Source organism: Amycolatopsis marina, from assembly GCF_900111885.1.
In the GTDB taxonomy this organism is placed as follows: Bacteria; Actinomycetota; Actinomycetes; order Mycobacteriales; family Pseudonocardiaceae; genus Amycolatopsis; species Amycolatopsis marina.
Window position 1 is genome coordinate 1 of the sequence record NZ_FOKG01000042.1, and the last position, 19,086, is coordinate 19,086.

Genomic DNA, 19,086 nt, shown 5'->3' on the forward strand with positions numbered 1-19,086 from the left:
CTAGGGCGTGTCTGACAATGTCTTGGTCCAAGTGATGACGGCGTGGAGAACGACCGCGCAGCGATAGACGATGGCGAGTTTGTCGTAGCGAGTTGCCAGGCCACGCCATTGTTTGAGCAGGGCGATGCGCCGTTCGACAACGTTGCGGCCGCGATAATCGACCGCGTCGAGGGTGGGCGGACGGCCGCCGCGGGAACCGCGGCGGGTGCGGTGCCCGGCCTGGTCGGCCGGCTCGGGGATCACCGCCGTGATGCCGCGATCGCGCAAATGCCCCCGGATCGCTCTCGAGGAATAAGCCTTGTCGCCGCGGACACGGTCGGGCCGGGTCCGAGCTCGACCACGTCCGAGGCGAGCGACACGCAGTTGCCGCATCAGATGCGGAAACATCGGCGCGTCCCCGGCCTGGCCGGGCCCGACTAACGTCACCAGCGGGCGGCCGTTCCCGTCGACGAGATGGTGCACTTTGGTGCTCCAGCCGCCACGAGAGCGGCCGATCGCGTGATCAGGCGGCTCGTTGTGCAGATCCGTGTAGTTCGACCCAGCCCCCTGTGGGGCGGGTGATGTTGGTGGCGTGCTGATGCGCACGCGCGATCGTGGAATCCACCGACACCGACCACTCCACCAGGCCGGCCGAGTCCGCAGCAGTCAGCAGACGTTGCAACACGGTGTCCCAGGTGCCGTCACCGGCCATCCGGCGGTGCCAGGTCCAGATCGTCTGCCACGGGCCGAATACCGCAGGCACATCCCGCCACGCGATCCCGCACCGATACCGGTAAATGATCCCTTCGACCATCGACCTCGCATCCGAGAACGGTCGGCCCTGCTTGCCGGTACGCACCGGAAGCAGGTCCTCGATCAACGCCCACTGATCATCTGAAAGCAACTGGAACCGCGACACCCGAACAGCATCTCAACCACCCGCCAACACCATTGTCAGACACGCCCTAGCAGCAACTGCGTACTTGGCTCGATCTCGCCCGGTTCGTAGCCGTGAATCAGGTACACCCCCGTCGTCCACTCTCAGGAATCGCGAGCCCGTTCGTAGGTGTAGCGGCCGATCCGATGGACACTGTCCGCGCCCAGCGGATTGGACAGGTGCCGCTTCTCTGCATCATCGGTCATGTCATCACCCCCTTCCACTCAGGAGTGATGGTGGCGGCCATGACGATGACCCGCTGACTCAACCGACAGCAGCAACGCCAGCGGCGGGCATGCCGAGCAGGAAGCCGCCCAGGTTGGTGTAGAGGAACGAGGCCAGAGCCGTCAGGACGAGCGCGACGCCGAGCGGTGCGTGGTGTTGGGGCTGGGTCCAGAGCAACACACCGAGGGCGATCATTCCGCCCCCGAGTAGGAATCCGAATCACAGCCTCAAAGATCATGGCTGCAGACCACGATCTCTGCCCAGATTCAACAAGTTGGTTCCCTCTCTGACACCAGCCGCTTGACACAGAGAGGTGCAGCTCGCGTTACGGTCCCGTCAGGAGCGGGGCCTCGGGGTCGGAGAGGGTCGTGGGTGCGGCGGTGTTGGTCGTTTCGTCGCGCTGGGGGTCCAGGCGAACCCGAGGCTGCCGCCGATAATGCTCAGCAGCATGCCGATCAGGAAGCCGCCGAGGTTGGAATAGACGAATGAGGCGAGGGCGAGCAGGACGATTGCGATGCCGAGCATGACTCGCTGCTCGGGGAGAAACCACAGCAGCGGGCCCATGGCCGCGATCAGCCCACCGAGCAGGAACCCGGCCAGCCCCGCGACACCGGGCAGCGCCAGCACGGTGAACTGGTTGGCGGGTAACAGCAGGATGATCAGCCCACCGGCCAGAGTGACCACGCCACCCCAGAACGGTCGGCCCCGCCGCCACCGAACCGAGGCCGCCCACCAACGACCCCAGGACAGCTCCACTAGAAGCACTCCTTGACGTCGGTCCCGGCGGTCAGGTCGACCGCGGACAGTTTCAGCCCGCTGGTGGTGACCCAGCGGACGTCGGCGTGCAGGTCCAGCAGCACCGACCGCGCGGTGATCGGGAGCGTTCCCTCGTGCCCGGAGTCCACCGGCGTGCCGTCAGGCGCGGTGTCGTGGCGGTTCAACGTGAGGGTGCCCCCGGCCAGGTCAGCGCCGTCGATGTTCTCGATAGCGAACTTGACGTCATCGGCCTGCAGTCGCTGATCGCCTCTGGTCTCGACCCGCAGCACATAGTCTCCGAAGGGGGTTCGCGCCTTGCCCGAGCCGCACAGCCCGGTCGCGCGGACACCGGAGAGCCCGACGACCACGACGGTGTGCTTGCGGCCGTCCTGGGTTTCGAAGAACTGAGGAAAAGTCCCGTAGCCGGTCGCCGACATCTCATCGATTTCGATCTTGATACGGCGTTGACCCTCCGCCGCGATGGAGATCGGCAGCACACCGTTGATCATCCCGCCGACCATCAGCACCACCACGATCAATGCCGGCGTCAGCAGTCCCACGAAGCGGCGCCACCGGGTCCGTCCGCCCCCAACGCTCGCACCCGAGTCGGCTGCATGCCTCGACACCGTTGCCATGACCGACCACCTTCTTTGCGGCGTGCTCACCGGCCGGAGCCTTCGATGCGGCACGCGACTCAATAAGACTAGGAGTCCTGTACCGAGACTAGCAGTCTCGCGCCGGCGACAATAACGCACAGTCCCGGCTCGCGCGGTTCGGTCAGCTCACGGTGTGGGCGGCGAGGAAGTCGTCGATGATCCGGGCACAGAACGTCGTGCCGCTGGCTCGTCCGGTGACCAGCCGGTTGAAGATGAGCGGGCCGATCAGCTGCGCTAGCGCCTGATCGGTGTCGATGACCTCGCGCAGGCCGGCGCTGGACAGGACGGCGTCGAACGGCTCGCGGTACTGGGCGATGAGTCGGCGCTTCAACGTATGCAGTCGCGGCCGGTCGCTCTCGGGCTCACCGTTGTCGACGTTGTCGACGGGTCCGGCCGTGGGCATGCTCAAGCCCAGCCACGACAGCAGCGTCAGGTGCAGCGGAGCGTGCTCGATCAGCGCGGCCTGCTTGGCCAGCAGCGCGAGCAGCCGCTCGCGCAGTGTCCCGCTCTCCGGGGCGGGCGGCACCGGCGGTAGGAGTTGCTCGAACGCGGCCGCCAACAACTCGGTGCCGGTGCCGAAGTGCCGGTAGAGGGTTGCGCGAGAAACGCTGGCGACGCGTGTCACTGCGTCGATGGTGACCGCGTCGATACCGCCCTCGGTCAGTAACCGGGTGGCCGCGTCGATCAGCAGCGCGCGAGAACGCGCGGGCCGGGGGTCCTGGGCAGCATTCCCGGGCTCCGGCTGGGCGGGCATCGCGGCGTTGGCCGACATCGAGTCCCCTCTCTCTCCTACAGCCAGCAGCCGTTGAGTTCGTGTAATTGATCGTCACACAGTCCCCACATCTGGCCTGTTAACTAATAGTCTAGGACCGATACTGTCAGTCTTAAACCGCGTGGTCTGCCGCGCCGCACAGCCCGAGCGGTCGACAGTTCGCGCGAGACAACACCCAGAAGAGGTTCAGCCCGTGACCACTGGCCCCACCACCGTCCACTACCAGTGCAAAGGCATCACTCTCGCCGGCGACCACTGGACACCGGACACGAGCACCCACCCGCGCGGCACTGCCATCCTGCTCCACGGCGTCGGACAGACCCGCAAATCCTGGCAGCGCACCGCCGCCCGCCTCGCCGCCGACGGCTGGTCCGCGCTGACCCTCGACGCCCGAGGCCATGGCGACAGCGACTGGGCCTGCCCCGACGGCTACACCCTCGAGCACCTCGTCGACGACCTCACCCACATCGGCCGAACGTGCGAGGACAGGCCCGTGCTCGTCGGAGCCTCCATGGGCGGCCTCACCGCCCTGGTCGCCCAAGCGCACCACGACCTCGGCCGCGCCCTGGTCATGGTCGACATCGCCCCGCAGATGAACACCACCGGCGCCGAACGCATCCTCAGATTCATGGGTCAACACCGCGAGGGATTCGCCACCCTCGACGACGCCGCCGCCGCGCTCGCGGACTACAACCCGCATCGAACCACGCCCGGCAGCACCCGCGGGCTGCGCAAGAACCTCCGCAAACATCGCGACGGGCGCTGGTACTGGCACTGGGATCCCCAACTTCTCCAGTTCATGGCCGATCCCGCTGCGTTCACCGACACCCTGCGCCAAATCGATGACGCGGCGCACCAGATCACCGCACCCACCCTGCTCATCCGCGGCGAACTGTCCGACGTCATCGACCAAGGCTCCGTCGAGCACCTCCTCGATCGCATCCCCACCGCCAGCAGCATGACCATCGCCAACACCGGCCACATGATCGTCGGCGACGACAACGACTTCTTTACCACTGCCCTGCTCGACTACCTCAACCACCTCCCAGCCACTCCCGACACGTGACACGACCGATCGTCGCCCACCCGAGCCGCCCACCAAGGCGAGCAGGACATCGTCAACCCGCCGAGTAGCGACCCCGCCAGCACCTGTTTGAACCAGCCGCGCCCAACGTCCGCTCAGCTCGCCATAGGGCTCCTACCACGTCTTTCGGCAGCGACCTGGAGATAACACGCGGGCCGATGAAGTTCTCCAATCGCCGCTTGACTCCGTGGTGCCACTGCACCTTCGATCCCGCCCGCCGGGTTCAATTCGCCGTCCCGGTACACCCCGCACCAGCCATCTACGCGGCTGCGGCTTTGATTGCGGTAATCAGTGAGCTTGCCCCAGTTTCACGGACACACCGGGTGTGCGGTCAGGCCGCGTCGGCCGCCGATGAGAACTCGCCCGTCGGGTCGCCCGCAGTTCCGACGTGGACGCGCTGGTCAGCGAACCTGCCCCGCACAGCAGCTTGTGACAGGGCGCGGCGCAGGCCGCCCAGGCGGCGTTGGTGTCGATGTGACCGCAAGGCAAGTGGGTCAGCGGGCCGTCGACGAGGTCGGCGAAGGCGTGTAGGTGGTCTCGGCAGACCTCGGCATCAAAGATCTGACCCTGGGTGTCGCGGGATTGGCTACGGCGTCGGAGGGCGCCGCACCGGGTTCCAGCGTGTTCGCTGACGCCCGACGATGGCAGCCTGGACCACGGCATTAGCCACCACAGTGACCGAGAACAAACGTCCCCGTGCGGGCGGAGACGACGGTACCGACGCAGTAGACGTTCCATGGTCCCAGACCTGCGGTCCTCTCCCGCGACGATGGCCGCCCAAGCTGGCCAGCTTGGGCGCCGCCTCCGTCCGTAACGCGCCTGGATTCACGCCCATTTCGAACGCGGCGGTCGTCGTGCTGGGGAGGTGTCTCAGTTCAGTAGGTTCGCCCGGGACCTGCGCGACGCTGGCAGTATTTTTACACAATCTCCAATCTTGTCAAGGGTGCTGTACGTGTTGTACGGTTTTGTCAACTAGCTGAGGAGGGTGAGATGAGCGGTAAGAAGGCAACGGTGCCCGCTGGCTCGACGCAGCAGTGGACTGACCGCAAGCGCTACCTGTGGCTGATCGGCCTGGTGGTGCCGTCACTGGCGTTCCTGGCGATCGCGATGCACGCGGTGACCGGCTGGGGCGTGTGGTTCTGGATCGGTCCGATCGTGATCCTGCTCGTGGTCCCGGCGATCGACTTGGTCGCCGGCCTGGACCGCAGCAATCCGCCCGACGATGTTATCGAGCAACTCGAGAACGACCGCTACTACCGCTGGATCACCTACTTGTTCCTGCCTATCCAGTACGCGGCGTTCATTTTCGCGTTCTGGCTGATCGCGCGGGGAGAGCTGTCTGTCGTGGACAAGATCGGCCTGGCCGCCACGATCGGGTGTATCGGCGGGATCGGTATCAACACCGCGCACGAGCTCGGGCACAAGAAGGAGAGCCATGAGCGGTGGTTGTCGAAGATCGCGCTGGCGCAGAGTTTCTATGGGCACTTTTACATCGAGCACAACCGCGGCCACCACGTGCGCGTGGCGACTCCGGAGGACCCGGCGAGCAGCCGCGTGGGGGAAAGCTTCTACCGATTCTGGCCGCGTACCGTCTTCGGTTCGTTGAAGTCGGCCTGGGAGCTGGAGCGTAACCGCTACGCACGTCGTGGGCAGCACCCGTTCCGGATCGGCAACGACGTGCTCAACGCGTGGCTGATGTCGGCCGTGCTGTGGACCGCGATGATCGCGTGGCTGGGCGTCGGCATTGTTCCCTACCTGCTGATCCAGGCGGTGATCGGGTTCTCGCTGCTGGAGATCGTGAATTACATGGAGCACTACGGGATGCTGCGCCAGCAGGTGGGCACGCCTAAGCGGCGCCGCTACGAGCGGGTCGATCCCAGTCACAGCTGGAACTCCAACAACATCGCCACGAACGTCCTGCTCTACCACCTGCAGCGGCACAGCGACCACCACGCCAACCCCACCCGCCGATACCAGACACTGCGCGACTTCGCCGAGTCGCCGGTATTGCCCACCGGGTACGCCGGGATGATCGTGTTGGCGCTCATCCCGCCGCTGTGGCGCCGGGTGATGGACCCGCGCGTGGTCGCCCACTTCGACGGCGACATCAGCCGCGCCAACATCCAGCCGGGCAAGCGGGCGAAGGTACTCGTCCGGTATGGCGCCACCGACGCGCCCGAAGTCGTCGCCGCCGACGCCGGAGGTGACGCGACGGACGGCGGGATGTGCCCCGGCTGCGGCTATGTCTACGACGAGAAGCTCGGCGACCCGCGCGAGGGGTTCCCTGCGGGCACGCCGTGGTCGGCGATCCCGGACTCCTGGTGCTGCCCGGATTGCGGCGTCCGGGAGAAGGTCGACTTCGTGGCCCCGGGGCGGGTGAGCGCGTGATGCGGATTGAAGCCGACCGGGACAGGTGCGAGGGCCTCGGTATGTGCGAGGCGATGGCGCCCGACTTCTTCGAGGTGGGCGATGACGGCAGGGTCGTCGTGCACGAGGAACACCCAGACGAGGAACACCGGCAGGACCTCACCGCTGCGGTCGACGCCTGTCCGGTGCTCGCGTTGAAGCTGAGGGACTGACCGTGACACTCGTGGTGGTCGGCGCTTCGCTGGCTGGGCTGCGCGCGGTGGAGTCCGCGCGCCGCGTCGGCTACGACGGCCGGATTGTGCTGATCGGCGCGGAGGAACAGCTGCCCTACGACCGGCCACCGCTGTCGAAGGCGTTCCTCGACCCGGACGGCCCCGCCAGTGTGGAGCCCTTCCGCAGCGAGACTGAGTTGCGCGAGGACCTCGGTGTCGAGCTGATGCTGGGAGCACCTGCGGACGGGCTCGACACCGAGGTTCGGGAAGTGTCGGTGTCCGGCACGATGGTGCGCTACGAGGCGTTGGTGCTCGCGACCGGCGCCACGGCACGGCGGTTCCCCGGCTCCGATGGCTGCGCCGGAGTCCACACCTTGCGGACGGCGCAGGACGCCGCCGCGGTACGCGCCGGGTTGGATCGGGGCGCGCGCACCGTCGTGATCGGCGCCGGCTTCATCGGTTCGGAGGTCGCCTCCGCGGCACGCAAGCGGGGCTTGCCGGTCACGGTCGTCGAGACGCTGGACCTGCCACTCGTCCGCTCGGTCGGGCGGCAGGTTGGCTCCGTCTGCGCCGACCTGCACCGCGCGGCGGGCACTGACCTGCGGTTGTCCACCCAGGTCATGCGGCTGGAGGCGGCGGATGGCGTGGTGACCGGGGTGCGGTTGTCCACCGGGGAGGTCCTGCCCGCGGACCTCGTCGTGGCCGGTACCGGGGTCTACCCGGCCACCCGCTGGCTCGAGGGCAGCGGCGTGCCGTTGCACGAGCGTGACCGCGGCGTGGTCTGCGACGCCACCCTGTCAACCGGCCTATCGGGTGTGTACGCGGCGGGCGACGTGGCCCATGTGGTCAACCCGCTGTTCGACGACGAGTCGATGCGACTAGAGCACTGGACGAACGCCGCCGAGCAGGGAGCGGCCGCCGCCCGACACGCCCTCGACCCGGCCGCCGCGCGCCCACTGGCGGCAGTGCCTTACTTCTGGTCCGACTGGTACGGCCACCGCATCCAGTTCGTCGGCACTTCACGCGCCGAGGAGGTGGTGGTCGCCGTGCCGGCCGAGGCCGGGTTCACGGCGCTGTACCGGCGCGGCGACCGGATCGTCGGCGCGCTCACCGTGGACCGGCCGCGCGAGATCATGAAGTACCGGCGGCGCATCGCCGCCCGGGGGTCGTGGGCGGAAGCGGTCGCGTTCGCGGCCACCACCGGGGCGGTCGCCTAGGATGGCGGCCATGGGCGGGACTCTCTCAGCCGCGTCCGCCGTGGGCGGCCAGTACCGGCAGCCGATCATCGCCGCGGCGATCGAGTTGACAGCTCGCACCGGCTGGTCGGCGGTCACCATGGCGCGGCTGGCCGAACACGTCGGCGTCAGCCGCCAGACCGTCTACAACGAGATTGGGTCCAAGGCCGCGCTGGCCGACGCCATGGTCGCCCACGAGCTGGACCGGTTCCTCACCGTCGTCGGCGACGCCTTCGACCGCCACCCAACCGACCTCGTCGAGGCGATCTATGCCGCGGTGCGTAACGTGCTGGAACTCGCCGCCGACAATCTCCTGCTCCGCGCGATCGCCTCCGCCACCCATGGCACGGACACCGAACTACTCCCACTGCTGACCACACAGGCGGGCACCCTGATCACCCGGACCAAAGCAATGCTCACACACCGCGTGGCGTCCTACCGGCCAGGGCTCACAGTTGAGCAGATCGGTGTGGTGGTCGACGCGATCGTCCGGACAGTCCTCAGCCACGTCATGCAACCCTCGCAGACCCCAGCGCACACCGCGGACGGTCTCGCCTGGCTGGCCTCCCGCGTGCTTGACCAGCCCTCCCGGAAGCCCCTGCGCTACGGCTGACGCGGGCGGGGCTGACGCGGTGGACCGGCCGTTTCGCCGAGTACGCTCTCTCGCGCGCTCCCCGGCTAGCCAGGGTCCGCGCCGTTGGTGTCTCCCGCGGTGAGGTCGCGGGCGAGGATCTGGAGGTCGTCCGCGGCGCGTTGCTCCAGTGCGGGCAAGTGGCGGGCGGCGGCGTGGATGGTGTGGATGCGGGTGAGCGCGTCGGTTTTGCTGGTGGCGATGGCGGCGAGGTCGCTCCACAGGCGGGCGAGTCGGGTGTAGGTGTCGGCGGCTTGCCGAGCGGTCGACAGCTGTGTGCGGCGGGCCAGGTAGCTGAGGTAGTCGGCTTGCAGTCGGCGGAACAGGCCTCCGCCGGTCCCGGCTTTCTCGATGAAGGCGGCCAGGGCGAACAGCGTGGTGTCGAGCTGGTCGGAGGAGAACAGTTCGGGCCAGCGGCTGAGGTCGTCGACGAAGGTAGCTACGCCGTCCACACCGTGTCCCTCCACCAGACCTGGAGTGCCGTGGGTAATGCTGTCAAACATTGGTTCGGGGTCGCGCAGAGCTCGGGCGGCCGCGTGGCAGGCGTCAGCGGTGACGTCGGCGAGGGGCGGCAGCTGGGTGGGGTAGCGCAGCCGGTAGGTGGTGTGCCGGGTAGGGGTGGGAAAGCCGGTGGACGCCCGAGCGCGGGCGAGCGCATCGTAGGGGACGTGTTGCGGGTCGGGGCGGTCATTGTCGACGACGGTGGCGGTGTGGCTGTCGTCGTTGTAGCCGACGATGACGATGTCGTGGCGGCTCATGCTCAGCCGGACCCGCAGGTAGGGGAGTTCGGCGATGTCGGCCCAGCACAACACGGGGTAGCCCTGGTCAAGTTCGTCGCGGACCCAGGCCCAGCCTTCGTCGGGGTCGTCGGTGGTGTCGTGGGTGGCGGTGATTCCGAGACGGCGGGTGAAGTCGACGGTGAGGTCGGGGCCGCGGCCGACCAGGTAGATCGGTGGGGTCATAGCCGGATGGCGCAGGTAGGTGAAGCCGAGCGCGCCGCCGAGACCGAAGATGGTGCCCTCGTCGAGGGGTGTGGACTCGTAAGACAAACCGGCCCAGTGCAGCAGGTCGCGCAGCGCCCCGGAGCCGCAGTGCCCGGCCAACTCGTGCGGGTAGTCAGTGATGTGCTGCTGGTCAGTCACGGGTGGCTCCTGTACTAATCGCGGGCGGTCTATGCGATGTGTGAGTGGTATGCGGGTGCCCACAGGGTCAGCGGGATCGTGGCGATGACGGTGCGGTGCACTGCCTTGGACAGGGAGTCGGTGGCACCGCCGCGCACCTGGGTCGGCAGCGTGGCGGTGGTGGCACCGAGGTGGGTGCGGTAGCTGCTGGCGAGCAGACTGCCGGCGATCGCGATTGCGGCCCCGATTCCCTGGGCGGCGTCGTTGACCGGACGTAGATGTCGCCAACGCCCTGCCCCACCTCGACGTCTCCGGCACCGCGACGTGGTGCGACAGCCGGATGGCATGGTGACGGGTCCTTCGAGCTACAGGGTGCGGGCGATGATTTCCTTCATGATCTCGTTGGTGCCGCCGTAGATCTTCTGTACGCGCTGGTCGGTCCAGGCGCGGGCGATGCGGTACTCGCTCATGTAGCCGTAGCCGCCGTGGAGTTGGAGACAGTTGTCGATCACGTGCATGGCTCGGTCGCTGCACCACCACTTGAGCATGGCGGCGGTGGCCACGTCGAGGCCGCCGTCGAGGTGGCGGCTGATGCAGTCGTCGAGGAACACGCGGCAGACCCGGGCCTCGGTTGCGGCCTCGGCAAGGGTGAACCTGGTGTTCTGAAAGGAGAAGATCTCCCTGCCGAAGGCCTGGCGGTTCCTGGTGTAGGTGAGTGTGTCGAGCAGAGCCGCTTCCAGGGCGGCGACCGAGGTGATGCCGATGAGCAGCCGCTCCTGCGGGAGTTGCTGCATCAGCTGGCCGAAACCCTGGCCCTCGGCGGTGCCGAGGAGGTTGGAGGCCGGGACGCGGACGTCGTCGAAGAACAACTCGGCGGTGTCCTGCCCGTGCAGGCCGATCTTGTCCAGCACACGGCCGCGACGGAACCCCGCGCGGCCGGATTCCACCACGACCAGCGAAATGCCGTCGGCGCCCCGGGACGGATCGGTCTTGGTCACCACGATCGCCAGGTCGGCCTGGCCGCCGTTGGTGATGAAGGTCTTCGCGCCGTTGATCACGTAGCTGTCGCCGTCACGGATCGCCTTCGTCGTCACATTCTGCAGGTCCGAGCCGGTCCCCGGCTCGGTCATGGCGATGGCACCCACCCATTCGCCGGAGGCGAGTTTGGGCAGCCATGCCTGCTTCTGGTCCTCGGTGCCGTAGGCGAGGATGTAGTGCGCCACGATCGCGTTGTGCAGCCCCACGCCCCAGCAGCTGTCGCCACTGGCGGCCTGCTCTTCCAGCAGTACGGCCTCGTGCGCGAACGAACCGCCGCCTCCACCGTAGTCCTCCGGGATGGACAAGCACAGCAACCCCACCTGCCCGGCGGTGGTCCAGAGGTCCCGGTCGACACTTTTCTGCTCGGCCCAGCGCTGCTGGTTCGGGGCCAGTTCTTTCCGGCAGAACTGACGGGCCAGATCACGGAACTCTTCAACATCATCGGTGTTCCACCGGCTGCGGTACTCAGCCATAGCGTGTCTCCCTCCGAGTCGTGGTGGTTTCCGGGCTTGGGCATATCTCGAACCCGGCGCCGACGTGCGGGACGACAGAGGTTCGCCCTCAGCGGTCCTTGCGGTCGTGTGGTTGGTGCCGGGTGAACATGGCCTGGACGTCGGCTTCAAGGCCGTGCGGGGCGAAGTGGTTGTGGTCGACGACGACGAACAGGGCCTCGGCGGTGAACCGGGTGATGCCGTCGTGGCCGGTGCCGGTGGCCTCCAGGTGGAGTCGCCGGCCGTGCCGCCGCTGCAGGCCTGCGGTGATGCGGTGCGGCTGGCCCAGCGGCACCGGCGCGAGATAGTCGACGGTCAACCTCCGCGTGACGGCCATCTCTTCCACGACGTAGAGGACGAACCCGAACAGGTCGTCGCAGGCCGCCGAGATCGCGCCACCGTGTGCCAGGCCCGGGGCGCCGCGATGCCGCGCGTCGAAGGTGACGTCGGTGACCACGCTGTCCCCGTCGCGGGAGACGGCCAGGTGCAGACCCGCCGGGTTGTCCGGCCCGCACCCCAGGCACCGTGGATGGTGCGGCGGCAGCGAAGTGAGCGTCGAGTCGGCCATCGCGGTGCCCCCCTCCTTTGCGCCATCGGTGAATGCGAGACTAGTAGTCTCGCTGTGATACTGGGGGTTTAAGAAACGGGTTGTGGCCACCGTCACGCCGCTGGTCTAGTGCCGCTGTGTCGTCGCGGCGAAATGGGCTGCGCCGATGTCGATGATGTCCTGGCGGCTGGCGGGGAGTTCCCCGGTCAGCCAGGCCATGAGTAGTTCGGCGAGGCCGCCGGTGAGCAGCAGACCGGCGATCTGGTCGTGGGGTGGCGGGAGCGCATCGTCGCCGTAGAGGGTGCGGGCTTGGGTGGCGATCAGCTGGGCGAACTCGCGCAGCAGTTCGTGCCGCCGCGCGCGCAGCGGCTCGGCGGCGGATTCCAGCATGGCCACGCGCCCGATGCGCGGGTCGCCGGTGAGCAGGTCGACGAACGCGCCGATCGCCGCTTTGGCTTTCATCTGGGGGTCGCCCTCCGTCTCGGCCAGAGCGCGCAGCCCCACGTCCCGGATCTGCGACGCGATCCGGTCCAGCACCGCCAGCAGCAGCTCATCCCGGTGGGCAAAGCTCTCGTAGAAGTAGCGCTCGGTCAGCCCGGCTCGCGTGCAGACCGCGGTCATCGTGGTCTGCCGCCACCCGTGGGTGCCCAGCAAATCCAACCCGGCCGCCAACAGTTGCTCGCGCCGCTGGTCGCGGCGCTGCTGGGCGCTGATACCCCGATAGCTTCGCTTCGGCACCGACATGCCCCCATCTTGACATACTCTCCTGTCAGAATCATTCTGACCGTGGTTCCTGTCAGAAGTCGGAGCGATCGGCAGCGGAGGCGATACCAGTGGCACAGCAGGTCAACGGGGCTCGAGGGCGCCGGGAGCGGACCGCGCGGCCGCTGCGCGGTGTGGTCGTGGCCATCACCGGGGGATCGCGAGGCATCGGGGCCGCGACCGCGCACACGCTCGCCACAGCCGGGGCGACGGTGGCCGTCGCAGACCTCGATCTCCCCACAGGACAGTGGCTGAGTCAGCACCCGACGGTGCGCGGGTGGCAGGTGGATGTCACCGATGGGGAGGCCTTCACGGCGTTCCTTGACCAGGTCGAGTCGACGTGCGGCCCGCTGGATGTACTGATCAACAATGCCGGGATCATGCCGCTGGGGCCGCTGGGTGAGGAGCCGGGATCGGTGACGGCCCGGCAGGTGGAGCTCAATCTGCACGCGGTGATCCATGGCAGCCAGCAGGCCGTGCGCCGGATGCGGCCGCGCGGGCGGGGGCACATCGTCAATGTGGCCTCGCAGGCGGGCAAGGTGGGCTTCGCTGGGGCGGCCACGTATTGCGCCACCAAACACGGTGTCGTGGGCTTGTCGGAGGCGTTGCGCGCGGAACTGCGGGGCACCGGGGTGGCGGTGTCGTGTGTGATGCCCACGGTGGTGCGGACCGAACTGGCCACCGGTCTGGGTGGGTCCCCGCTGGTGCGGCCGGTGACCGCGCAGCAGGTGGCCGACGCGATCGTGGGCGCGGTGCGCCGGCCGCGGTTCGCTGTGTACGTGCCCCGGTGGCTGGGGGCGGTCAACCGGCTGCTGGAGCTGGTGCCGCGCGCGCTGGCCGATGTCCTGATGCGGGTCTCCGGAGCGGATCGGGTCCTGGCCGGTGCTGACCCGGCTGCCCGGGCCGGTTACGAGGCCCGCGCTGTGCCCGAGCGCGGGCACGACGCACTGGCCAGCCCGGACGCGCTGGCCAATCAGCAGGCGGCGGGAGCGCAACCCTCATGACGAGCGACCCGAGCACCACGGCGACGCAGCGAGGGGTGTCGCTGGTGTGCGCCGGCCACGACGTCCACGAGGTGGCGGCCCTGGCCGCCCACGCGGAACAGGCCGGGTTCGAGTCGGCCTGGGCGGCGGAGTTCTACGACCGTTCGGCCGTGGTGGCCGCGGCGGCGATGGCCGCGGTGACCGAGACGATCACGGTGGGCACCGGGATCGCCTACGGGTTGGGCCGGACCCCGCTGGTGCTGGCCGCCGAGGCGCGGGATCTGGACGCGGTCTGCGGCGGGCGGCTGATCCTGGGGCTGGGGACGGGAACACGGCGCATGCAGCAGGACTGGCACGGCTTGTCCGGTGAGCATCCCGCGCCCCGGATGGAGGAGCTGGTGCCGCTGTTGCGCCGGCTGTGGCGGCTGGATGAAGCTCCGGTGCGGCACGAGGGCCGGTTCTACCGCACCCACGTGGTCCCGACCGCGCCCGTCGCGGCCCCCACGCGGCGGGCGATCCCGGTGTATCTGGCCGGGGTGAACGCGCGCATGGTGCGCGCCGCCGGGGCGGTGGCCGACGGGCTGGTGGGCCATCCCTTGTTTACCCCCGAGTACCTGCGCCACACGGTGCGGCCCGCGCTGCAGGCCGGTGCCGACCGCGCCGGCCGCACCGGGGCGGTGCCGGTCGCCGGCTATGTGATCTGCGCGGTGGATCCCGACGAAAACCACGCCCGCCGACTCGCCGCGGCCCAGATCGCGTTCTATGCCTCGGTGAAAACCTACGACGCCATCCTCGCCCTGCACGACTTCACCGACGAGGCCGCGGCCATCCGCGCCGCCCGCCGCGCCGGTGACCTGGAGGCGATGGTGGCCGCAGTGTCGGACCGGATGATCGACACCATCGCCGTGGCCGGCACGCCTGAGCAGGTCCGCACCCAGTTCACCACGCGGTGGGCGGGCCTGTACGAGCAGACCCTGCTGTATCCACCCTCCTTCGCCGGCCGGTCGGCCACCACCGCCGTCCTGGATGCCTTCGCCCCACTGACCTGCACACCCACCAAATAAGGAGAGCCGCCATGGTCCCCATCGTTGAACGCACCACCCAGGCCGCCCGACAGCGCCTATCGTCGGTACTGGTGGCCCCCGCACCCCAGGCGGTCGACGAGGCGTGGCGCCGGTTCAGCCGCCGCTGGCCCGCCACCGACCTGGCCACCCCGCCCGCAGGCAGCGGCCTGCGACCGGTCCGCGGCGACTACGGCGCCCCCGTGGTGGGGCATCTGCTCGACTACATCCGATTCGGCACCGACTTCGGCCGCGAACGCTACGAACGCTACGGCCCGGTCACCTGGATGGGCGCGTTCGGCACCCGCATCGCCACCGTGGCCGGCCCGGAGGCGACCCAGCTGGTGCTGACCAACAAAGACAAGGCCTTTTCCCAGGCCGGGTGGGCATTTCTGATCGACCAGTTCTTCCACCGCGGGCTGATGCTGCTCGACTTCGACGAGCACAAGATGCACCGCCGCATCATGCAGCAGGCCTTCACCCGTGACCGCCTGGCCGGCTACACCCAGCAGGTCGCGCCCTGCGTGCGCGCTAGCGTGCCCACCTGGCCCACCGACCGTCCGGTGCGGTTGTACTGGCTACTCAAACACCTCACTCTAGACATCGCGACCCAGGTGTTCATGGGCGGCCGCGGCGGCTCGACCGACACCGAGCAGATCAACCAGGCCTTCGTGGCCACCGTGCGCGCCGCCAGCGCGCTCGTGCGCGCCCCGCTGCCCGGCACTCGCTGGCGCGCCGGCGTGCGCGGCCGCCGGGTACTGGAAGACTACTTCGCCCAGCACCTACCCGCCGCCCGCGCCAGCACGAGCGAGGACCTCTTCGCCGCGCTGTGCCACGCCACCACTCCGGAGGGCGAGCGGTTCAGCGACGACGACGTCATCAACCACATGATCTTTCTGATGATGGCCGCACACGACACCTCCACCATCACCACCACCGCGGCCGCCTACTACCTCGCCACCCATCCCGAATGGCAAGACCGCGCCCGGCAGGAATCCCTCGCCCTCGGCGACGCCCCGCCCGACATCGACGCCCTGGAAAGCCTGGACACCCTCGACCGGATCATCAAGGAAGCCCTCCGGCTGCTCGCCCCCGTGCCCCTGGTGATGCGCAAGACCGTCACCGACACCGACCTCCTGGGCCACTACCTGCCCGCCGACACCCTCGTCGCCCTCGCCCCAGCCATCAACCACTTCGTACCCGAATGCTGGACCGAGCCCGACACCTTCGACCCCGACCGCTTCGCCGCGGACCGCCGCGAAGACCAAACCCACCGCTTCGCCTGGATCCCCTTCGGCGGCGGCGTGCACAAATGCATCGGCATGCACTTCGGCACTCTGGAGGTCAAAGCCATCCTGCACGAGATGTTGCGCAGCTACCGCTGGAGCGTCCCCGATGGCTACCGCATTCGGTGGGATAACACCTCCCTCCCCGTGCCCGCCGACGGACTGCCCGTGCACCTCACCCCCCGTTGACCCACGCACCGCGCCAGCCGAACCGCAAGGACACCGATGATCCCCGAGGCCGGGCCCGCGACCACGGAGGCACACAGCGATGAACGCACCATGAGCCGAGCACCGCGCCAGCGTGCCCTCCCCCGACTCCTGCAGCAGCCGCATCCGGTGGCGATGCTTCATCGGCCTGCTCGCCCCCGCCACCCCTCGTGATGGCACTGATGATGCTGGGAGTGCTGCCGGTGTCTGCAGTCGTGCGGGGCCAGCAACGCATCAAGATCGCCCTGGACGAGGTGTTCCGCACACGGGTATGGAACCTACCCACAGTTCTTCCGCCCCGCGACGGACACACCCGGCCCGTGGTCGTGGTCGGCCTGCAGCAGTTGCGCGCCAAAGGCGTCTGCGCTTCCCAGTAAAGTAGACAACCCCGTGGGTCCGTTTATCTTGCGGATAGCTACCAAGCCAGGAGCCCCGACCTGCGCACCGAGGATCTACAGTGGCCATCGAAGAGATCAACGGCCCGGACGCTGCCGGGCACAGTCTCGCCCTGAACCGCGGCGCCACATGCTTGCCAACCTGCGATGGGTCACCGCCAGCTGTCTCCTTCGGCACAGTACGGGCATGCGCAACGCCGGGGGCCTGGTGGCGGCAATGGCGCCGTCGGCGCCCGTCTTCGCAGGACTGCTGGCCATCGTGGCGGGTACCACGATCATGCTGCTACCCCCAACCAGTACACCGTCTTCGCACTGCCCGGCACCGCGGGCTTGACCGGATTCCTACTCGGGGGCGGAATGATCGTCCTCGGTGTGTTGCTCTGGACCCAGCCCCAACACCACGCACCGCTCGGCGTCGCGCTCGTCCTGACGCCTCTGGCCTCGTTCCTCTACACCAACCTGTGCGGCCTCCTGCTCGGCATCCCGCGGGAGGGTCCGTAACGCGAACGGTGTTTCCGGCGGTGTCGATTAGTAGGTCTCGGTCACCGGCCAGCGGTCACCGAAGGTGATGGAGAACGCGTTGATCACTGGCTTCCAACGCATCATCCATCGTGCCGCCCCGGTCCCTGTGGGGTCGAGGCTGCGGGTCACAAGATACAAGCACTTCATCGCCGCTTGCTCGGTGGTGAAGTGCCCACGTGCCCGGATCGCGCGCCGGTAGCGTGCGTTCAACGACTCGATCGCGTTCGTCGAGCAGATCATCCTCCTGATCTCGATATCGTAGTCCAGAAAAGGAACGAATTCGGTCCAGGCGTTACGCCAGAGTCGAACCATGGCTGGGTATTTCTTCGACCATTTCTCGTCCAGTTCGTCCAGTGCCGTTGCGGCGGCGTCGGCGTTGGGTGCCGTGTAGATTTCTTTCAGGTCGCGTTTCAACGCGTCCGTGTATTTCCGGGAAGTCAGCCGAAACGAATTACGAATTAAATGCAGAACGCACGTCTGGACGATCGTTTGTGGCCACACCTGCTCCACCACCTCCGGTAACCCCTTGAGGCCGTCACAAACCAGGAAGAACACGTCCTTAACGCCGCGGTTCTTGAGATCCACCAGCACACTCATCCAGAACTTGGCGCCCTCGCCGCCGGTACCGGCCCACAATCCGAGCACGTCCTTGCGGCCGTCGGTGGTGACGCCGATCGCGGCGTAGAACGGCCGGTTGGCGACCTGGCCGTCCCGCACCTTGACCACGATCGCGTCCACGAACACCGCGGCGTAGACCGGCTCCAGTGGACGGCTTGCCCAGTCCTGCATCTCCTCGATCACCTTGTCGGTAATCCGAGACACCGTCTCCTTCGACACCGACGCGCCGTAAATCTCGGCGAAATGCGCCGAAATTTCGCCCGTGGTCAACCCCTTCGCATACAACGACAACACGATCTCGTCCACGTCAGTCAGTCGACGCTGACGTTTCTTCACGATCTTCGGCTCGAAAGTCGATTCCCGATCCCGGGGAACCACGATGTTCACCTCTCCAGCCGCGTCCGAAACCACCGTCTTCCCCCGGGCCCCATTCCGCACATTCGCCGAATCACGATTCGAATCGGCACGATTCTTCGCGTGCCCGAGATGCTCGGTCATCTCCTCGTTCAGCGCCGCTTCCAGAACGTTCTTGGTGAACAGCTTCAACAGCCCGTCCGGTCCAGTGAGCGACAGGCCACGTTCCCGCGCCTGCGCCACCATCGCCGCCGCGGCAGCCTGCTCGGCCGACCGCTCCCGCTCCGACTTCCTCATCTTCCTCTGATCCGCGCTCACAGCATCGGATGCCATCACTGTCCGTACCCATCCCGCCGGATTTCACCCCCGGCGTGTCGGGCCGGAAACACCGCTCACGACACAGTCCCCCATCGTGCAACCGCAGGGTTACTACCGCACGTTCGAGTGCAGCGTCGGTACGTGGAACGAACCTGCTCGGACGGCCTAATACTGCAACGGCAGTTAAGGAAGTGGGTAGCCGCGGCGTTTGTAGTGGCTGAGGCGGGCTTGGTGTTGTCGTCGGCGGCGGAAGCGTGACCAGGACCAGATGTGTTCGGCGGCGTCGGCGACACGCAGGACCAGCTTGGTGAGCAGGCGCCGGATCTCCGGTAGTGTAAAGCTGATCATGTCTGGTTCGGCGATACCGATTCCCCTTTTATGGCAAGGGATTTGGCGACGGCGAGCCAGGCGTGGGCGAGCATCGACAGGGTGATGTGGGCGTACCACGCCCGCCAGGACCGGACCTGGTAGTGATCCAGTCCGGCTTCGTTCTTGGCCTGCTGGAAACACTCTTCGATCCGCCAGCGCG

22 protein-coding genes and 2 pseudogenes are annotated in these 19,086 nt (G+C 67.8%); 10 read left to right on the forward strand and 14 right to left on the reverse strand.

From position 1 onward, the window contains the following. The 6 genes and pseudogenes from BM199_RS34850 to BM199_RS32335 form a co-directional block, all read right to left on the reverse strand. Window positions 1-462: a transposase gene (locus BM199_RS34850; protein ID WP_233520242.1), complete on the reverse strand. Its 462-nt coding sequence runs from the start codon at window positions 460-462 to the stop codon at window positions 1-3. 40 nt (window positions 463-502) lie between these two features. Further along, complete coding sequence (locus tag BM199_RS34855) at window positions 503-898, reverse strand: transposase (protein ID WP_228714306.1); 396 nt, start codon at window positions 896-898, stop codon at window positions 503-505. A 282-nt stretch (window positions 899-1,180) separates the two neighbouring features. Continuing rightward, a pseudogene (locus tag BM199_RS34130) lies at window positions 1,181-1,345 on the reverse strand (DUF6114 domain-containing protein); the annotation flags it as partial. Between the two features lie 132 nt (window positions 1,346-1,477). Further along, window positions 1,478-1,897 carry a DUF6114 domain-containing protein gene (locus tag BM199_RS32325; protein WP_051172179.1) on the reverse strand — a complete coding sequence of 140 codons (420 nt, stop codon included), beginning with the start codon at window positions 1,895-1,897 and terminating at the stop codon, window positions 1,478-1,480. Further along, complete coding sequence (locus tag BM199_RS32330) at window positions 1,897-2,532, reverse strand: DUF6230 family protein (protein ID WP_143101993.1); 636 nt, start codon at window positions 2,530-2,532, stop codon at window positions 1,897-1,899. Before BM199_RS32330 ends, BM199_RS32325 begins: the two co-directional genes overlap by 1 nt. Before the next feature lie 142 nt (window positions 2,533-2,674). After that, on the reverse strand, window positions 2,675-3,325 hold the full coding sequence (locus tag BM199_RS32335) for a TetR/AcrR family transcriptional regulator (protein ID WP_170160675.1): 651 nt from the start codon (window positions 3,323-3,325) through the stop codon (window positions 2,675-2,677). A gap of 193 nt (window positions 3,326-3,518) precedes the next feature. On the opposite strand from BM199_RS32335, the gene BM199_RS32340 reads away from it, so the two are divergent. The 5 genes from BM199_RS32340 (at window position 3,519) to BM199_RS32360 (ending at window position 8,836) form a co-directional block, all read left to right on the forward strand. Further along, on the forward strand, window positions 3,519-4,391 hold the full coding sequence (locus BM199_RS32340; RefSeq protein WP_043832427.1) for an alpha/beta fold hydrolase: 873 nt from the start codon (window positions 3,519-3,521) through the stop codon (window positions 4,389-4,391). 1,008 nt (window positions 4,392-5,399) lie between these two features. After that, window positions 5,400-6,797, forward strand: a complete 1,398-nt coding sequence (locus BM199_RS32345) for a fatty acid desaturase (protein ID WP_043832429.1) — start codon at window positions 5,400-5,402, stop codon at window positions 6,795-6,797. Further along, complete coding sequence (locus tag BM199_RS32350) at window positions 6,797-6,988, forward strand: ferredoxin (protein WP_043832431.1); 192 nt, start codon at window positions 6,797-6,799, stop codon at window positions 6,986-6,988. Before BM199_RS32345 ends, BM199_RS32350 begins: the two co-directional genes overlap by 1 nt. Before the next feature lie 2 nt (window positions 6,989-6,990). Next, on the forward strand, window positions 6,991-8,205 hold the full coding sequence (locus BM199_RS32355) for an NAD(P)/FAD-dependent oxidoreductase (RefSeq protein ID WP_043832433.1): 1,215 nt from the start codon (window positions 6,991-6,993) through the stop codon (window positions 8,203-8,205). A 1-nt stretch (window position 8,206) separates the two neighbouring features. Further along, a complete protein-coding gene (locus BM199_RS32360; RefSeq protein ID WP_043832435.1) occupies window positions 8,207-8,836 on the forward strand; it encodes a TetR/AcrR family transcriptional regulator in 630 nt (209 codons plus the stop codon). A 65-nt stretch (window positions 8,837-8,901) separates the two neighbouring features. Here BM199_RS32360 and BM199_RS32365 read toward each other — a convergent pair whose 3' ends face one another. From BM199_RS32365 to BM199_RS32385, 5 genes are all read right to left on the reverse strand, one after another. Then, on the reverse strand, window positions 8,902-9,996 hold the full coding sequence (locus BM199_RS32365; RefSeq protein ID WP_043832437.1) for a BtrH N-terminal domain-containing protein: 1,095 nt from the start codon (window positions 9,994-9,996) through the stop codon (window positions 8,902-8,904). A 29-nt stretch (window positions 9,997-10,025) separates the two neighbouring features. Then, entirely contained in the window at window positions 10,026-10,322 is a 297-nt protein-coding gene (locus BM199_RS32370) for a hypothetical protein (protein ID WP_091679880.1), read from the reverse strand. 18 nt (window positions 10,323-10,340) lie between these two features. Further along, window positions 10,341-11,486 carry an acyl-CoA dehydrogenase family protein gene (locus tag BM199_RS32375; protein ID WP_043832439.1) on the reverse strand — a complete coding sequence of 382 codons (1,146 nt, stop codon included), beginning with the start codon at window positions 11,484-11,486 and terminating at the stop codon, window positions 10,341-10,343. Between the two features lie 88 nt (window positions 11,487-11,574). Continuing rightward, on the reverse strand, window positions 11,575-12,072 hold the full coding sequence (locus BM199_RS32380) for a PaaI family thioesterase (protein WP_043832442.1): 498 nt from the start codon (window positions 12,070-12,072) through the stop codon (window positions 11,575-11,577). A gap of 105 nt (window positions 12,073-12,177) precedes the next feature. Then, window positions 12,178-12,795 (reverse strand): TetR/AcrR family transcriptional regulator, encoded by a 618-nt coding sequence (locus tag BM199_RS32385; protein WP_043832444.1) that lies wholly within the window; start codon window positions 12,793-12,795, stop codon window positions 12,178-12,180. Window positions 12,796-12,884: 89 nt separating this feature from the next. Here BM199_RS32385 and BM199_RS32390 point away from each other — a divergent pair, with 89 nt between their 5' ends. The 5 genes from BM199_RS32390 to BM199_RS34345 all read left to right on the forward strand — a co-directional run bounded on the left by BM199_RS32390 (window position 12,885) and on the right by BM199_RS34345 (window position 17,246). Next, the gene (locus tag BM199_RS32390; protein ID WP_063697638.1) at window positions 12,885-13,817 is read left to right on the forward strand and encodes an SDR family oxidoreductase; all 933 of its coding nucleotides are present in this window, start codon (window positions 12,885-12,887) and stop codon (window positions 13,815-13,817) included. Further along, complete coding sequence (locus tag BM199_RS32395) at window positions 13,814-14,860, forward strand: LLM class flavin-dependent oxidoreductase (protein ID WP_051172181.1); 1,047 nt, start codon at window positions 13,814-13,816, stop codon at window positions 14,858-14,860. Before BM199_RS32390 ends, BM199_RS32395 begins: the two co-directional genes overlap by 4 nt. A gap of 11 nt (window positions 14,861-14,871) precedes the next feature. Next, complete coding sequence (locus BM199_RS32400; RefSeq protein ID WP_091679883.1) at window positions 14,872-16,332, forward strand: cytochrome P450; 1,461 nt, start codon at window positions 14,872-14,874, stop codon at window positions 16,330-16,332. 221 nt (window positions 16,333-16,553) lie between these two features. Beyond that, a complete protein-coding gene (locus tag BM199_RS34135; RefSeq protein WP_157376274.1) occupies window positions 16,554-16,727 on the forward strand; it encodes a hypothetical protein in 174 nt (57 codons plus the stop codon). A gap of 165 nt (window positions 16,728-16,892) precedes the next feature. After that, window positions 16,893-17,246: a DUF6114 domain-containing protein gene (locus BM199_RS34345; RefSeq protein ID WP_218160488.1), complete on the forward strand. Its 354-nt coding sequence runs from the start codon at window positions 16,893-16,895 to the stop codon at window positions 17,244-17,246. A gap of 27 nt (window positions 17,247-17,273) precedes the next feature. Here the strand turns inward: BM199_RS34345 and BM199_RS32410 are convergent, their stop codons facing one another. The 3 genes and pseudogenes from BM199_RS32410 to BM199_RS32415 all read right to left on the reverse strand — a co-directional run. Beyond that, window positions 17,274-18,536 (reverse strand): IS256 family transposase, encoded by a 1,263-nt coding sequence (locus tag BM199_RS32410; protein WP_091679885.1) that lies wholly within the window; start codon window positions 18,534-18,536, stop codon window positions 17,274-17,276. Window positions 18,537-18,740: 204 nt separating this feature from the next. Next, window positions 18,741-18,905: a hypothetical protein gene (locus BM199_RS34150; protein WP_177242661.1), complete on the reverse strand. Its 165-nt coding sequence runs from the start codon at window positions 18,903-18,905 to the stop codon at window positions 18,741-18,743. Next, window positions 18,902-19,086: pseudogene (locus BM199_RS32415) on the reverse strand (IS701 family transposase); the annotation flags it as partial. The gene BM199_RS34150 and the pseudogene BM199_RS32415, both read right to left, overlap by 4 nt.

Coding starts and splice junctions, on each gene's coding strand:
- BM199_RS32330 (WP_143101993.1), bottom strand. CDS start 2,532: ATGGCAACGGTGTCGAGGCATGCAGCCGACTCGGGTGCGAGCGTTGGG.
- BM199_RS32335 (WP_170160675.1), bottom strand. CDS start 3,325: ATGTCGGCCAACGCCGCGATGCCCGCCCAGCCGGAGCCCGGGAATGCT.
- BM199_RS32345 (WP_043832429.1), top strand. CDS start 5,400: ATGAGCGGTAAGAAGGCAACGGTGCCCGCTGGCTCGACGCAGCAGTGG.
- BM199_RS32350 (WP_043832431.1), top strand. CDS start 6,797: ATGCGGATTGAAGCCGACCGGGACAGGTGCGAGGGCCTCGGTATGTGC.
- BM199_RS32360 (WP_043832435.1), top strand. CDS start 8,207: ATGGCGGCCATGGGCGGGACTCTCTCAGCCGCGTCCGCCGTGGGCGGC.
- BM199_RS32370 (WP_091679880.1), bottom strand. CDS start 10,322: ATGCCATCCGGCTGTCGCACCACGTCGCGGTGCCGGAGACGTCGAGGT.
- BM199_RS32375 (WP_043832439.1), bottom strand. CDS start 11,486: ATGGCTGAGTACCGCAGCCGGTGGAACACCGATGATGTTGAAGAGTTC.
- BM199_RS32380 (WP_043832442.1), bottom strand. CDS start 12,072: ATGGCCGACTCGACGCTCACTTCGCTGCCGCCGCACCATCCACGGTGC.
- BM199_RS32385 (WP_043832444.1), bottom strand. CDS start 12,795: ATGTCGGTGCCGAAGCGAAGCTATCGGGGTATCAGCGCCCAGCAGCGC.
- BM199_RS32395 (WP_051172181.1), top strand. CDS start 13,814: ATGACGAGCGACCCGAGCACCACGGCGACGCAGCGAGGGGTGTCGCTG.
- BM199_RS32400 (WP_091679883.1), top strand. CDS start 14,872: ATGGTCCCCATCGTTGAACGCACCACCCAGGCCGCCCGACAGCGCCTA.
- BM199_RS34345 (WP_218160488.1), top strand. CDS start 16,893: ATGGGTCACCGCCAGCTGTCTCCTTCGGCACAGTACGGGCATGCGCAA.
- BM199_RS32410 (WP_091679885.1), bottom strand. CDS start 18,536: ATGAGGAAGTCGGAGCGGGAGCGGTCGGCCGAGCAGGCTGCCGCGGCG.
- BM199_RS34150 (WP_177242661.1), bottom strand. CDS start 18,905: ATGATCAGCTTTACACTACCGGAGATCCGGCGCCTGCTCACCAAGCTG.